Genomic DNA, 14870 nt, shown 5'->3' with positions numbered 1-14870 from the left:
GCCTGCCGGAGGCGGCAGGGCCGCCGCTTCGGATGGTGGGGTCACGCATACCCTCCAAAACTTAGTCTTGACTATAACATTGTGAGCGCGCCCTCGCTGATGTCAAGCAAAGGCCTTACACTCCAGCCCATGCCCCGCACCGCCCGTCGTCCCCTGCCCCCGCCCGAGGATCATGCCGCCCGCTTCGCGCAGCAGCGCGAGGCCGACCGGACGGCGATCGCGGAGGATTATGTCGAGTTGATCGCCGACCTGCTTCACGAGGGCGGTGAGGCGCGGGCCGTGGACATCGCCCGGCGCATGGGGGTCGCCCAGGCGACGGTCGCGGCGACGGTCGCGCGGTTGCAGCGCGATGGGCTGGTGGATACCAAGCCTTACCGCGGGCTGTTCCTGACCGAGGCCGGCCAGGCGCTCGCTTCAGCCGCGCGGGCGCGGCATGAACTCGTGGTGCGCTTCCTGCTGGCCGTGGGCCTGGACCAGGAGACGGCCGAGGCCGATGCCGAAGGGCTGGAACACCATGCGAGCGAGAAGGCCCTGGTCGCCTTCGCGCGCTTCCTGGCGGAACGGGAGCGGTGAGCGCGATGTTGTCGATCGGCGACCTGGCCCGCGCCACCGGCGTGAAGCAGACCACCATCCGCTTCTACGAGGCCGAGGGGCTGCTGCCGGCACCGACGCGCAGCGAGGGGGGGCATCGCGTCTATGAGCGGGCGCATCTGGACCGGCTGGGCTTCATCCGCCACGCGCGGGAATTGGGTTTCGCGATGGAGGATATCCGCGAGTTGCTGCGCCTGGCCGATGCCGCGCCGGATGCCCCCTGCGAGGGGGCGGATGCGATCGCGCGGCGGCACCTGGATGCCGTGCGCGACCGCCTGGCACGGCTGCGATCGCTGGAGGCGGAGTTGGTGCGCATGACGGCCTGCGACCACGGGCGGATCGGCGATTGCCGGGTGATCGAGGTGCTGGCCGATGCGGCGCATGGGCATTGCGCCGACCCGGCGCATGGGCGGGGTGATGCCGACCCGGCGCATGGTCGGGGTGACCCAATGCCGCGGGGCTGACGCGGCCCTGCCTCAGGCGGTCATCCCGCCCTTCCGCCAGATACCAAAACCGACCGCGACCACGCCGACCAGGGCCAGGGTGGCGGCGATGGCGGGCACCAGTTCGAAACGCAGCGCCGGCGCGAAGCCCGCGGTCGCGGGCGCTCCGACCGCGGCCAGGCCCAGATTGGCCAGCAGCACCGCCGTCAGCCCCCAACCCGCCGCGAGCAGATACCAGGGATCGCCCCGCCCGGTCCGCAGCATCAGGGCGGCCACGGCACCGATCAGCAGGATGATGATCGCGGAGAGCCAGGGATCGGGGTCCACCCCAGCCACCTTGAACGCCCCCGCCAGATTGACGAAGACCGCCGCCGTCACCCAGCCGGCGAAGAGCCCCAGGAAGGGCCGCAGCACCCAGCGCGAAAACCCGCCATCGGGTAGGCGCCGCGCCTCCGGCACAAAGGCCCAGAAGGCCGCGCCGACGCCGACCGCCAGGATCAGCACCAGATGAATGCCGTTGCTGCTGAATTGCGCGACCAGCATCCACAGGCTGTTCATCGCGAAGGCCAAGGCCAGCGGCGGGCGCAGGCGCATGGTCACCGGGTCCTGCGCCATGCTGGGCATCGCCTGGCGGATCGCCCAGATCAGCGACAGCACGAAAATCGGCGTCCAGATCGTGAAGGCATAGGAGGCCGGGGTGACAGCGGTCAGGCTGGCAGCCGACATGGCGCCGACCGGATGGCCGATGCCGATCACCGGCAGCAAGGCAACGACCGGCTGCGACAGCGCCAGCCCCAGCACGACCCAGGCCAGCTTGGGGGTGGCGGGGTGCGGCGGCGGGAGGATCTCTGACATCGGCGGGCTCCGGTTCAAATGGCCGAGGGCACGGGGGGCAGCTGGTCCAGGCGCGTGTACAGCGCCTCGATCCGCTCAAGCCCCGCCAGGCAGGCGGCTGCACTGGCCAGGGAGGCACCAAGCCGCAAGGTGAGCAAGCCCGGCATGGCGGCCGGCAAGGCCAGGGGATGGTGGCGGCGCAGCCAGCGCAGCGCCCGCGCCGCGTTGCGCCCGGTGCCGTAGCGCAATGCCGAGAGTGGCAGCCCAAGCCCCGCCTGGCGCGCCAGCACGGCCGCGAGGTAGCGGAACACATCCGCCTCGTTCGACGACAGCCGCCCTGCCCGATCCGTCGGCAGCACGCAGACGGTATCGGCGATGCGGCCCCAGGGGTGGCCGGCGGCGACGAGGCCGAGGGCCAGCGCGTAGTCCTGGCACTGGCGCCACTGCCGTGGCAGCGGCAGCACGGCGCGCAAGGCGCTGGCGCGGAACAGACTGGCGGAGGGGTTGGTGCCGAAATTGCGGATCAGCGTCCGCAGCGGATTCCTGGGGATCTCGCAGGCGCCGGATTCGGCCACGGGGCCAAGGCGGCTGGCCTCGCGTTCCTGCATTTCGGCGGCGATGGCGCCGCCATGGACGAAGCCCAGGCCGAAGCGGTCGAGTTCGGCCGCAAGGCGCGCCGTGCCGCCGGGCACCAGCACGTCATCGGCATCGAGCAGCTTGATCAGGGGGAAACGCGCGGCGGCCAGCACCGCATTGGTCGCGGCGAAAAGCCCGCGATTGGGTGGCCCGCCCATGAGGGTGATGCCGAGGCGCTGGGACAAGTCGCGGACGATATCGGGGCCGCTGTCGCGGGAGCCATCGTCCCAGACCAGGATTTCCCCGCCGGTCCGGTCGCGTTCGATCGCCGCGGCCCGGAGGACAGCGGCGATGAACGGGCCCTTGTCGTAGAGCGTGACACAGTAGGAGACGGCCATGCGCGACCGTCCCCGATAGCAATCAGCGCGAGTAGAACTCGACCACCAGGTTCGGTTCCATCTGCACCGGATACGGCACATCGCTCAGCTTCGGCGCGCGCAGGAAGCGGCCACGCATCGCGCGGTGATCGATCTCGATGTACTCGGGCACATCCCGCTCGCCGGACTGGGTCGCATCCAGGACAGCGGTCAGCTGCTTGGACTTTTCCTTGACCTCGATCTGGTCGTTGTCCTTGACGATGTAGGACGGAATGTTGAGGCGCTTGCCGTTCACGGTGATGTGGCCGTGGTTGACGAACTGACGCGCGGCGAAGGGCGTGACCGCCAGCTTCATGCGGTAGATCACCGTGTCCAGGCGCCGTTCCAGCAGCTCGATCAGAGTCTCGCTGGTGTCGCCCTTCCGGCGCACCGCTTCCTCGTAATACTTGCGGAACTGCTTCTCGCCGATGTTGCCGTAGTAGCCCTTCAGCTTCTGCTTCGCCATGAGCTGGATGCCGAAGTCGGTCGGCTTCTGCTTGCGGCGCTGGCCGTGCTGGCCGGGGCCATAGGCGCGCTTGCCGATCGGGGACTTGGCGCGGCCCCAGAGGTTGACGCCGAGGCGGCGATTGATCTTGTACTTTGACTCAAGACGCTTGGTCATGAAGGCATTTTCCCGCGCGGCTCGCCGTCGCGGTCCTCTTCGACAGATGTGTCCCGGTAGTCCGTCCCTGATACGCCTTGCGGTGCATAGGGGGGCGGGCGCGAACCCCGAAGGTCCGTCCACATTCCCAGGAATGACGGGCGTATGACGGCCGGGGGGCCAGAAGTCAATGCACTGCGGGCTGGGTTGCAGCGGCAGGACCGCTACGTCAGTGGCAACCGACGAATGCCGGTTGGCCGCCAAGTCCCTTGCCCGACCGGGAGAATCGAGGGCGGCGTCTCCTTGGGCCAATAGAGGCGCATGACCAGGTAGATTGGGCCGTCGGGCGCCGGCAGCCAGTTGGCTTCCTTGTCCGCGCCTGGCGTCTTGTTCTGGATGTAGAGGGTCAGCGAGCCGTCCGCGCCCTTTGTCATGGACGGGACCATCGGCGCGTTGATCAGGTAGCGGTTGATCGGGTTCTGGATCAGGAGCTGCGTCCTGCCGTCATACATCGTCACCGACCAGAAGGCGTTGACGGGCGGGGTTGCACCCGGCGCGAAGGTCAGCGTGTAGTTGTTCTTGCCGCCATCGAGCGTCTGGCCGTCGGTGTCGATGCGAGTCAGCGGATAGGTCGCCTCCTCCGGATCGTTGCCGTAGATGCCGCCCTGCGCGGCGGTGGCCCGGGTCAGCCAGTCGCCGTTGTAGCGGGCGGCATCGCCGAACAGCCCGGAAACGCGCCAGCCGTTGACGTTGGCGCCGGCCGCCGCAAGCGCCTGTTCGACCTTGCGATGCCCCGCCTCAAGGCCGGCCACGATCTCCTGCTTATGCTCGCGCGGGAGGTCCTTGAAGTCGAAGGTCTTGCCGGGACCGACACCAATGCGCGCCAGGTCGGCGCGGATCGCCGCCTCGTTCGCGGCCGGCGGCCCGAACTGCATGGCGAAGTCGAGGAATTCGAAGAAGTTGCTGCGTGCCAGCGCTGCATTGATCGGCGGGAAGGCGATGGCGGGCGCGGCTGCCGGCGGCGGGCGTCGCAGATAGGCCGAAAGCGGCTGCGCCTTGTAGCCAGCTTGCACGGCCACGACGTTCGGCATGTCGTCCGGATTGAAGAGCTGGGTCCGGTAGAGCAGGAGGGAGAATGCCGTGCTCGACCGGAACACCTTCTTGATGCCCGGCGGTGTTTCGCCTTGCCAGGCCGGCCCGACAACCATGTAGTCGCCAGCCTCGGGGCCCGTCGTCCGCGTTCCGATATAGCCGTAGTTGTAGGTGTTGCCGTCGACGAGCTGCACGGCGTAGTAGCGCGAGCGCTCCACAGCGGGGACGGACAGGACAATCGGTTCCGCCCGAAGGTCCGCCCAGACGATAGAATACGGCGTATCGCTGTTCGGCGTGACGACAGCCGTATCCCGGTAGGTGAAAACGCGGGCTTCGTTGTTGATCTCGTTGAACGGCGCCTTGAACTGCGGGGATGAGCGGTCCACCGCGAATTCATACATGACGCCGTAATTCATCACGATCGGCAGGCCGAAGATGTAGCCCGCCTCGGCGATGCGCCGCGTTTCGGCCGGGCTCGGCCAGGTCGTGCCCGCCTGGGCGCTCGCCGTGACGGGGCGAAGGATGGCCGGCGCCGCCGCCCCCACCGCCGCCGTGGTCAGTACCTGCCTACGCGTTGACATGGCTTCATCTCTCACTGTCTGGCGGCCCGCCTCGATCATTCCGCGCGCCGTGGCAATATTCGCGTCGCCGTTTGCCAGGGCGTCAAGATCGCCAGACGCTTGCCTGATACGATGACGCTATCATTCAGGGCGTCGGCACCGAAAAGACGATTGGATGACCCCCCGCCCCAGGGAGGGGTCAGGCCGGCAGGGTCAGGCCGGGCCGACCAGCCCCGCGACCCGGTCCGCCAGCCTCTGCCGCGCCCCGGGCACTGGCCGGTTGCGGGCGCCAAACACGTCCTTTTCCAGGAAATGCCCGGTCAGGCGGAAGCCGGCCACCCAATCGGCCGGGGTCGAGGCCGCTTCATCATCGCGCAGAAAAGCCGGCAGCGGCAGCAGGCGATCGCGAAACGCCCCTGCCCCAGCCTCCGACACCGCCCGCCCGGTGCGGGGGGAGACATAGGGCAGGTCCACAGCCTCACCCGTCACGGCACAGGAGGTGAGGTCGAGCCCGTAGCCGAGTTCAGCCAGCAACTGGACCTCCCACCGCACGGCATCGGCCACGGCGGCCTCCGTATCGCGCGCCAGGGTCGCGACCAGGGCGACCGTGTCGTGGAACAGCACCGGGTGCGGCTCGCGTTCCGGGAGCGCCTCGGCCGCGATGGCGCAGACCGAGGCGAGGATGGCCAGGGCCAGCGGGTCGTCCATGGCCAGGGCCGCCGCGGCATGGACCAATTCCCCCGACAGCGCGCCCAGGCTGTCCGGCGTGCGGCCCACCCACCGCGCCTCAATCAGGTTCCCAGGCTGCCACAGGGCCGCCTGGCCACGGCTGGCACCGCCCATGACCAGCCCCGCATGGCGGCCAAGTTCCTCGGTCATGACCGAAACAACGGCCCCGCTTTCCCCATGGGGGCGCGTTTCCAACACAATCGCCGGGGCCTCCCAAGCCATCAGGTCTGGCAGGGGGCTGGCATTGGGAGGTTGCGCTTTGAGAGGGGCTTTGCCCCTCTCAAACTCTCCCCACCAGGGGCGGCCGCCCCTGGACCGGCGCGATGTATTGGCAAAAGAAAGGGAGGGGCATCACTGATGCACCCCGCGGGAGGCGCGGTCTCGCCCCTCCCTTTCTTTTGCCAAATCCCGTGGGTTCCAAGGGGCCACGGCCCCTTGGTCGGGGAGGTGTGGAGGGGGCGAAGCCCCTTCCTCGGCGCAACCTTCCCCATTGTCGGTCCCCTGCTAACCGAGGTCTTCCAGGCCCAGCGCGCGGATGCGGGCTTTCTCTTCGTCCCAGCCGGCGCGTTCTTTGACGTTCAGGAACAGGTGGACGCGGCGTTCCAGCAGGGCTTCGAGTTCGGCGCGGGCGCGGGTGCCGATTTCCTTGATGCGGGCGCCGCCGTCGCCGATGACGATGGCTTTCTGGCCGGCGCGGCCGACGTAGATCGTGCATTCGACGCGGACGCTGCCATCGGGCTTGTCGACCCAGGATTCGGTTTCGACGGTGGCGTGGTGGGGCACTTCTTCATGCGTCTGGCGCAGGATTTGTTCGCGCACCGCCTCGGCCGCCATCATGCGTTCGGGCAGGTCGGACAAGTCGTCGTCGGGGAAGAGCCAGGGGCCGGGCGGCATGGTCGCGGCGACCGCGTCGAGCAGCGCCTGCACGCCATCGCCCTTGGCGGCGCTGACCATATAGGTCTCGGTGAAGGGCAGGATCGCATTGAGTTCCGCGATCAGCGGCAGAAGCTTTTCGGCCGGGATGGTGTCGGTCTTGTTCAGCACCAGCCAGGGGGATCGCGCGGCCTTGGCCAGGCCGCCGACGATGCGGCGCACCGGGTCGGTCAGCCCGGCCTTGGCGTCGACGATCAGCAGGGCGAGGTCGGCATCCTGCGCCCCGCCCCAGGCGGCGGCGACCATGGCGCGGTCCAGGCGGCGGCGGGGGGTAAAGATGCCGGGGGTGTCGGTCAGCACGACCTGCGTCGGCCCCTGCATCACCACGGCGCGGATGCGCATGCGCGTGGTCTGCGGCTTGGGGCTGACGATGGTGACCTTGGCCCCGGCCATGCGGTTGACCAAGGTGGATTTGCCGGCGTTCGGCGCGCCGAGGACGGCGACGATGCCGCACCGGGTCGGGAGATTGGGAGCGGGTGTTTGTTCAGACATGCGCCTGCTTTAGGCGCTTGGCCGCGGTTATGCCACGCCCGACAGCCAGGCATTCGCGGCGGCCTGCTCCGCGCCGCGCCGGGTGTCGGCCAGGCCCTGGGCGGTGCGGCCATCGGCCGACACCTCCACGACAAAGGCAGGCGCATGGGCCGGGCCGCTGGCGGAGAGCACCGTATAGACCGGCAAGGGGCGGCCTCGGCCCAGCAGATGTTCCTGCAACCGGCTTTTGGCGTTCAGCGGCGGTGGCGCGTCGGGCGCCAGCATGGCGGCCCAGGCATCGCGGATGAAGGCACGGGCGGGGTCGAGGCCGCCGTCCAGGTAGAGCGCGCCGATCAGCGCCTCCGTGCCATCGGCCAGGACCGTGGCGCGGGTCCGCAACCCGGTGCGGCCCTCGGCGGGGGGGATGCGCAGGGCGGCGGCCAGGCCGATGCGGTCGCCGACCTCAGCCAGGGTTTCGGCCGAGACCAGCAGGGACAGGCGCTTGCCCAGGGCCCCTTCCCGCTCCTGCGGGAAGCGTTCGGACAGCCATTCGGCCATCACCAGGCCCAGCACCCGGTCGCCCAGGAACTCCATGCGTTCGTTGGAATCCAACTGGCCGCGCGTGGCATCGGCCGACGAGCGATGCGTCAGCGCCTGGCGCAGCAGTGCCGGATTGGCGAAGTCGTGGCCGAGGCGCGCGACCAGGGCGGCGACGGCGGGCGCGTCATCCGTGGTCTGTTCGCCGCGCCGCCGGGCCATTCAGCGCACCGCTGTCAGCAGCCGGTTCCAGCGGATCGAGAAGGGCCAGGTCCAGGGTTGCCACCAGACCGCGCCCTCATCCACCGAGAAGAAGATGAACTCGGCACGGCCGACAAGGTTATCGACGGGGATGAAGCCGACCATGTTCTGCGCCCGGGAATCGAGGCTGTTGTCGCGATTGTCGCCCATGGCGAAGACATGGCCCTCGGGCACCAGGAATTCCTGGGTATTGTCGAAGGGGCCGTCGTCCGTGGCCTCCAGGATATCGTGCGCGACCGCCGGTTGGCCGCCGATCGCGGGGATGGTTTCCCGCCAGCGGCGCACGGTGATGCGGGGCCCATCGCCCTCGACCGTATAGGGCCCCAGGTTTTCGCGCCGCACGGCGACGCCGTTCACATGCAGGACGCCCTGGCGCACCTGGATGCGGTCGCCCGGCAGGCCAATCATGCGCTTGATGTAATCGGTCGAGCCATCGCGCGGCAGCTTGAACACAGCCACATCGCCCCGCCGCGGCAGGCTGCCGAAGATGCGGCCCTGGAACAGATTGGGGCTGAACGGCATCGAATGGCGCGAATAGCCATAGGAAAACTTCGAAACGAACAGGTAATCGCCGACCAACAGGGTCGGGATCATCGAGCCGGAAGGGATGTTGAACGGTTCGAAGGCGATGGTCCGGATGCCGATCGCGATCAGCGCGGCGTAGACGATCGTCTTGATGCTTTCGAGCAAGCCACCGGGCTTCTTCTTGACCATATTGTCCAGGATTCCGTGATTCGGGGGCATAGGGGTTCCCGAACCGGCCCCTGTCAAGGAAGCACCGGCAGAGGCGGGTCGGCGGAGATGATGACGATGGCCTCGGCGTAAGGATATTCGTCGGTGATGGTAACCGCGATGCTGGCCACCAGGCCCCTCGGCGTGATCTCGGCCAGGCGCAGCGCCGCCCCCCCGGTCAGCGCCATGGTGGGCTGGCCGGAGGGCAGGTTGACCACCCCCATGTCGCGCCAAAAAACCCCTGCACGGAAGCCGGTGCCGAGCGCCTTGGAACAGGCTTCCTTGGCAGCAAAACGCTTGGCGTAGGTGCCGAGGCGGGTGACCGGGCGGCGTTCGGCGCGGGCGACCTCATGCGGGGTGAAGATGCGTTCGATGAAGCGTTCGCCGTGGCGCTGCAGGGCGCGTTCGATGCGGCGAATGTCCACCATGTCATTGCCGATGCCGAGGATCATCCGGCCGCTCCTTGGCCTGCGAGGCGCCCCAATACCACGGCGGTCAGGAGGCCGTTGCCGGAGAGGTAGCCCCCCGCCTCCGGCCCGCTGACCCCGCAGGCGGCGCCGCCCGCGGCGAAAAGATTGGGGAAGGCGCTGCCATCCGGACGCAGCACGCGGGCGCTGGCGTCCACGGCCAGGCCACCCTGGGTGTGGAACAGCGTGCCGGTGACGCGGACCGCGTGGAATGGCGGCACCAGGGGCGCGCGGCCGGACCAGTCGCGGCCGAAGGCGTCGGTGGCACCCTGGGCCTTGCCGGCATCGACGCTGGCCATCGTGGCAGGCAGGCCGGGCAGGTTCAGGCGGGCCGCCAGGGCTTCGGGCGTGTCGGCCGTGACGATGGCGCCGGCGGCTTCGGCGCTACGAAAATCCTCGAACTGGCGGGCGATGGCGGCGATGCGGGCGTCAAAAATGTCGAAGGCGATGCCGTCGGGTTGGGACAGCACGGCCTCGGCCGATTCCGAATAGCCCTGGGATTCATCCCAGAAACGGTCGCCGGCGGTGTTCACCTGGAAGCCGCCCTCGGTGATGACGGCCCAGGTGATGAGGATGGCGGCGGGATGGGCGACCGAGCCATGGCCCTGGTGGCCGGTCATGTCGCGCAGCCCGGCGCCGAGGGCGTCGCCCCAGCGCACCGCATCGCCGGTATTGCCGGGATGGCCGAAGTAGACCGCCTTGGCCAGGCTCGGTATATAGCGCGCGACCAGCGCCGGATCGCCGCCGTAGCCGCAGCAGGCCAGGACAAGGGCGTCGCAGCCGATGGCCTCTTCCGAGCCATCGGGGCGGCGGGCGATGACGCCGCGAATGCGCCCGTCGGTGTCGGCGACCAGGGTTTCGGCCAGGGCCTCGGTCAGGATCGCGACGCCGGCCCGTTCGGCGGCGGCGCGCAGCCGGTCCACGAGTTCGGCGCCGGAGCGCGACGGCAGCCCGTGCATCCGCCGTGCCGAATGGCCCGGGTAGTCGAAGTCATGGACGACGGAAAACGCCAGCCCATGCCGGTCGGCCAGCCATTCGATGGCGGGCGCGGCGTTCTCGGACACGGCGGCGACCACGGCCGGGTCGGCGCGGTCATGCGCCTTCTTCTGGATATCGGCGGCGAAATGCGCCGGTGCGTCGGCGATGCCTCGGGCCGCCTGGAACCGCGTGCCCGCCGCGGGGATCAGCCCGGCCGACAGGCTGGTGGACCCTTGCGGGACAGGGTCGCGTTCGATCACGAGGGGTTCGGCCCCCGCTTCCTGCGCCGCCAGCGCCGCGCAGAGCCCGGCCGCCCCCGCGCCGATGATCACCACCGGGACATGGGCCGTGGGGCAAAAGCCGGCGGCGGGCAGGAGGCGGGCCGTCATTTCAGTTCGGCCATCGCCTCAGCCACCGTCATCACCCGCGCGATCGGCCAGAGGGCCGCGATGGCGGTTTCGTGCAATTCGGCGCTGAAGGCGGCGCAGCCATCCGACAGCACCGTGGGGGCGAATTCGCGCACATGCGCGTCCCGCACGGTCGAGGAGACGCCGCCATTGGTCACGATGCCGCTGACCACGACGCGGCGGATGCCGGCCTTGCGCAGCAGCCATTCCAGCCGCGACATGTGGAAGGCCGAATAGGCCACTTTCTCGACCATGAAATGCGCCGGCTGCAATTCATCGACCAGCGCCTGGCCCCAGGATCCCGGCGCGAAATCGCCGCGCGTCAGGAAGGGTCGCAGGCGCTTCAGATGCGGGTCCATCATCGGATCGCCGTTGCGGTCGGGCACCAGGGTGAAATGCGTCGAGATGATGCTGCCCCCCGCCGCCGACAGCGCGCGGGCATAGGGCAGCAGTCGCGCCGGCAGGTCGCCGATGTAGCTGTTGGACAGGCCGGCGCGGCCATAAGCGCCGTCCGGATGCAGGAAATCGTTCTGCAGGTCGCAGATCAGCAGCGCCGTCTGGCTGGGGGGAAACATCTCTTCGCTCATGCGGCGCGCTCCAGGATGATATTGCCGAGGCCATCGACGCGGGCGGCAAGGCCGGGATTCACGACCACCGTCGCATCCGGCTGTTCAAGGATGGCCGGGCCCTGCACCACGGCGCCCACCGGCAGGTCCAGCCGCGACCAGATGGCTGTCTCCTGCCAGCGGCCGCCGAACCAGGCCGGGCGAGTGCCGCGGGCGGCTGCGTCCAGGCTGCCGCCGGCGGGGGCCAGGGCCGTCAGGTCGAAGGGCGGGCGGCGGCCGATAGCGGCGGTGCGCAGGGTGACGATGCGCACGGGGATGCCCGGCAGCAGGCGGGAGAAGACGCGGCCATAGGCGGTTTCGAAGGCCGCGCGGACCTGAGCCTCGGTGACCGCTTCGCCCAGCGCCACGGGCAGAGGCACCGCGACGGTATGGGTCTGGCCGGCGTAGTGCATGTCGAGTTCATAGACGACATCGATGCCGGTGACGGGGATGCCCGCGGCCTCGGCGGTCGCGTGGGCGGAGCGGCCTTCCTCGGCCAGGCGCGCGGACAGGGCCGCCGCGTCCAGTCCATCGAGGTTCAGGTTCAAGGTCCGCACCCGGTCATGCCGCACATCGGCGATGATGCAGCCCAGTGCGGAGGTGACGCCGGGGAAGCGCGGCACCAGCGCCGCCGCCAGGCCGCATTCCAGCATCAGGGCACCCGCGTGCAGCGCGCCGCCACCGCCGAAGGGCAGCAAGGCAAAGGCATTCGGGTCGTGGCCGCGTTCGATCGAGACCAGCCGGATGGCGCCGGCCATCTTGGCATCGGCGACGCGCACGATCGCCTCGGCCGCCGACATGGCATCGAGGCCCAGCGGGTCGCCCACGTGTTCCGCAATGGCGGCACGCGCGGCGGCGACATCCAGCCGCGCCAGCGCGCCGCCGATGGGGCGTTCGGCGTTGATGCGGCCGAGCACGATATTCGCGTCCGTCAGGGTCGGCCGGGTGTTGCCCTGGCCATAGGCGACCGGCCCTGGGCGCGAGCCGGCGCTTTCCGGCCCGACCTGCAACAGCCCGCCGGCATCGACCGAGGCGATGGAACCGCCGCCGGCGCCGATGGTGGTGATCTCGATCATCGGGTTGCGGATGACCAGGCCGAAATCGATGGTCGCCTGCGCCGCCAGCGCCATCTGGCCATCGACGACGAGCGACACATCGAAGGACGTGCCGCCGAGGTCACCCGTGATGACGTTCGGAAAACCGGCCGCACGCGCGATGGCGGCGGCGGCGATGACCCCGGCAGCGGGGCCGGACAGGGCCGTGCGCGCGGGGAATTTCTGGGCCGCCGCCGTCGGCATGACGCCGCCGTTGGACTGCACGATATGGAACCGGCCCGCAAAAGCACGCGATGCCAGGGCCGCATCCAGTCGCGCGATGTAGTCGGCGACTTTTGGTTGCAGGTAGGCGTTCAAGGCGGTGGTCGAGGCGCGTTCGAATTCGCGGATTTCCGGGAGGATTTCCGACGACACGCTGACATGCGGGTTGGGCCAGACGTCCCGCACGACAGCGGCGGCGGCGGCTTCGTTGGCGCCATTGGCATAGGCGTTGATGAAGACGATGGCGCAGGCCTCGCAGCCCTCGGCGACCAGTTTCTGGGCCGCCGCGCGGACGGCATTGAGGTCAACGGGCGTGCGGATGCTGCCATCGGCCAGCACGCGTTCCGGCACGCCGATGCGGAGGTGCCGCTCGGCGATGGGCGTGAAATCGCCCCAGAGGCCCCAGGTATGCGGGCGATCGCGGCGGCGCATTTCCAGCACGTCGGAAAAGCCATCGGTGGTGATGACGCCAAGCCGGCAGCCCTTGCGTTCCAGCAGCGCGTTGGTGCCGACCGTCGTGCCATGCACGATGGCCGTCAGGATCGCGGGGCCGCCCACGGCATCGAGGCCGGCCAAAAACCCAGCGGCTTCGTCACCGCGATTGGAGGGAACCTTGGCGACCTGGAATTGCCCGGTCGCGGGATCGAAGCGGAACAGGTCGGTGAAGGTGCCACCGACGTCGACGCCGACGATCATGACTGCAACCCGTGGCGCTTGTCGGCCGCGGCCGCTTCCGGGTCGCGTTTCGCAGGATCACCCCACCCGCCCCCGCCTGGAGTTTCCAGGCGAATGCGCTGGCCCTTTTCAATGCGAACACCGACGATCTTGCTGGCCATGGGGGGTGAGGCCCAGCCGTCCTCGGTCTGCCAGGAAAACTTGTTGAGCGCTGCGGACCCGCCCCCCAACACACCAAACGGCGCGTGCCGGCCGCGTTCGCCAAGCAAAAAAACTTCGGTCACGCCGGAGGCCAGGGCTTCGATTTCATAGATCGCGCCGTAGCCGCCGCGGTGTTCGCCGGCGCCGGCGCTATCGGGGCGCAGCGCCCATTGAGTGAACATCACGGGCGATTGCGATTCCAGGATTTCGGCGGGGGGCATGGTGGCGGTGCTGATCGGGTTATTCGCGTGGTTGAGGCCATCGCTCTGCGGATTGCCGCCCATGCCGCCACCGAAGAAGGAGAACAGCACGAAGCGACTGCCATCGGCGCGGTGCCCGGCCATCGACAGCGCGTTGATCGTACCGAAGGGGGCCGCCGTCGCGCGCGACGGATCGGCCTGGGCCAGGGCGCCGAAGACCACCCCGATGACGCGCAGGATGGTCTCGGTATAGCCACCCACCGGGCGCGGCACGGACACGCCGAGCAGTGACGTGTCGGGAATGTCGAAACCGATCGGCCGCAACACGCCCGCATTCGCCGGCACCATCGGGAAAGCATGCTTCAGCGCGACATAGCAGCAGGCGATGGCGGTGGAGCGCGCGATGTTCAGCGGCCCCTGGCAGGCCGGCGAGGAGCGGGAGAAATCCAGCATCGCCTCGCCGCTGGAAATGGTCATGTCCAGCGCGATGGTCAGGCGTTCGTCGGTGATGCCGTCATTGTCGAGGTAATCCTCGAAACTGTAGCGCCCGTCCGGCAATGCGCTCAGCGTCGCACGCATCAGCACCTCGGCGCGGTCGAGGAGGGCCGCGAAGGCTTCGTCCACCACCGCCTCGCCATGCTCGTCCAGCAGCGCGTGCAGCCGGCGTTCGCCGAGGTCCAGCGCATTCAACTGGCCGTTCAGATCGCCCCAGTTGGATTGCGGCGTGCGCGAATTGGCGGCGAGGATATCGACGATGTCCTGGTCCAACACGCCGTCGCGCACCAGGCGCACCGGCGGCAGGCGAAAGCCTTCCTGCAAGGATTCGGTCGCGCGTGCGTTGAAGTTGCCGGGCACATTGCCGCCGACATCCAGCCAGTGCCCGACACTGGCCAGCCAGCAGAATAGTTTGCCGTTCCGGAACACCGGGCGCACCAGGCGCATGTCGTTCAGATGCGTGCCGCCGAGGTAGGGGTCGTTGAAGGCCCAGGTCTCACCCGGCCGCGCCGGCTGGGCGCGTTCGATGACGGCCTGCACGGCAAAGGACATCGCGCCGACGAAGATCGGCAGGCCCTTGGTGCCCTGCACCAGCGTGTCGCCGGTGGTCGCGTGGTAGAGGCCGTGGCAGGCGTCGCGTGCCTCGGCGATGATCGGGTTGAAGGCGGAGCGATACAGTGTCGCATCCATTTCATCCGCGATCTGTTCCAGACGCCCCTTCAGCACAGCAAGGGTCACAGCGTCGATCAT

At 69.1% G+C, this 14870-nt stretch carries 15 protein-coding genes; 2 read left to right on the top strand and 13 right to left on the bottom strand.

Annotated elements, in window-relative coordinates; all coding sequences use genetic code 11:
- Nucleotides 1-129: 129 nt before the first annotated feature.
- On the top strand, nucleotides 130-573 hold the full coding sequence (mntR, locus tag ACQW02_RS08165; RefSeq protein ID WP_431284772.1) for a manganese-binding transcriptional regulator MntR: 444 nt from the start codon (nucleotides 130-132) through the stop codon (nucleotides 571-573).
- 5 nt (nucleotides 574-578) lie between these two features.
- Complete coding sequence (locus ACQW02_RS08160; protein WP_431285876.1) at nucleotides 579-1055, top strand: MerR family transcriptional regulator; 477 nt, start codon at nucleotides 579-581, stop codon at nucleotides 1053-1055.
- Nucleotides 1056-1067: 12 nt separating this feature from the next.
- Here ACQW02_RS08160 and ACQW02_RS08155 read toward each other — a convergent pair whose 3' ends face one another.
- The 13 genes from ACQW02_RS08155 to ACQW02_RS08095 all read right to left on the bottom strand — a co-directional run bounded on the left by ACQW02_RS08155 (nucleotide 1068) and on the right by ACQW02_RS08095 (nucleotide 14870).
- On the bottom strand, nucleotides 1068-1889 hold the full coding sequence (locus tag ACQW02_RS08155; protein ID WP_431284771.1) for a hypothetical protein: 822 nt from the start codon (nucleotides 1887-1889) through the stop codon (nucleotides 1068-1070).
- Between the two features lie 14 nt (nucleotides 1890-1903).
- On the bottom strand, nucleotides 1904-2842 hold the full coding sequence (locus tag ACQW02_RS08150; RefSeq protein ID WP_431284770.1) for a glycosyltransferase: 939 nt from the start codon (nucleotides 2840-2842) through the stop codon (nucleotides 1904-1906).
- Between the two features lie 22 nt (nucleotides 2843-2864).
- Nucleotides 2865-3482 (bottom strand): 30S ribosomal protein S4, encoded by a 618-nt coding sequence (rpsD, locus tag ACQW02_RS08145; protein ID WP_431284769.1) that lies wholly within the window; start codon nucleotides 3480-3482, stop codon nucleotides 2865-2867.
- A 203-nt stretch (nucleotides 3483-3685) separates the two neighbouring features.
- Nucleotides 3686-5173, bottom strand: coding sequence for a DUF1254 domain-containing protein (locus ACQW02_RS08140; protein ID WP_431284768.1), 1488 nt, complete (start codon nucleotides 5171-5173; stop codon nucleotides 3686-3688).
- 153 nt (nucleotides 5174-5326) lie between these two features.
- Entirely contained in the window at nucleotides 5327-6064 is a 738-nt protein-coding gene (gene recO / locus ACQW02_RS08135) for a DNA repair protein RecO (RefSeq protein ID WP_431284767.1), read from the bottom strand.
- Between the two features lie 282 nt (nucleotides 6065-6346).
- The gene (gene era / locus ACQW02_RS08130; RefSeq protein WP_431284766.1) at nucleotides 6347-7267 is read right to left on the bottom strand and encodes a GTPase Era; all 921 of its coding nucleotides are present in this window, start codon (nucleotides 7265-7267) and stop codon (nucleotides 6347-6349) included.
- 27 nt (nucleotides 7268-7294) lie between these two features.
- Nucleotides 7295-8005: a ribonuclease III gene (gene rnc / locus ACQW02_RS08125; RefSeq protein WP_431284765.1), complete on the bottom strand. Its 711-nt coding sequence runs from the start codon at nucleotides 8003-8005 to the stop codon at nucleotides 7295-7297.
- Complete coding sequence (gene lepB, locus ACQW02_RS08120; RefSeq protein WP_431284764.1) at nucleotides 8006-8788, bottom strand: signal peptidase I; 783 nt, start codon at nucleotides 8786-8788, stop codon at nucleotides 8006-8008. It lies immediately after the preceding gene.
- 23 nt (nucleotides 8789-8811) lie between these two features.
- The gene (gene acpS, locus ACQW02_RS08115) at nucleotides 8812-9228 is read right to left on the bottom strand and encodes a holo-ACP synthase (protein ID WP_431284763.1); all 417 of its coding nucleotides are present in this window, start codon (nucleotides 9226-9228) and stop codon (nucleotides 8812-8814) included.
- Nucleotides 9225-10610, bottom strand: a complete 1386-nt coding sequence (locus tag ACQW02_RS08110; protein WP_431284762.1) for an FAD-dependent oxidoreductase — start codon at nucleotides 10608-10610, stop codon at nucleotides 9225-9227. The genes acpS and ACQW02_RS08110 overlap by 4 nt, the downstream gene beginning before the upstream one ends.
- Nucleotides 10607-11215 carry a cysteine hydrolase family protein gene (locus ACQW02_RS08105; protein ID WP_431284761.1) on the bottom strand — a complete coding sequence of 203 codons (609 nt, stop codon included), beginning with the start codon at nucleotides 11213-11215 and terminating at the stop codon, nucleotides 10607-10609. The genes ACQW02_RS08110 and ACQW02_RS08105 overlap by 4 nt, the downstream gene beginning before the upstream one ends.
- Complete coding sequence (locus ACQW02_RS08100) at nucleotides 11212-13245, bottom strand: hydantoinase/oxoprolinase family protein (protein ID WP_431284760.1); 2034 nt, start codon at nucleotides 13243-13245, stop codon at nucleotides 11212-11214. The genes ACQW02_RS08105 and ACQW02_RS08100 overlap by 4 nt, the downstream gene beginning before the upstream one ends.
- Nucleotides 13242-14870 (bottom strand): hydantoinase B/oxoprolinase family protein, encoded by a 1629-nt coding sequence (locus ACQW02_RS08095; protein ID WP_431284759.1) that lies wholly within the window; start codon nucleotides 14868-14870, stop codon nucleotides 13242-13244. The genes ACQW02_RS08100 and ACQW02_RS08095 overlap by 4 nt, the downstream gene beginning before the upstream one ends.

Origin of the sequence: Humitalea sp. 24SJ18S-53, assembly GCF_050632385.1 — a bacterium.
Lineage (GTDB): Bacteria > Pseudomonadota > Alphaproteobacteria > Acetobacterales > Acetobacteraceae > Humitalea.
Note: the sequence above shows the minus strand (reverse complement) of the source record. Positions and strands in the feature narration are given on the sequence as shown.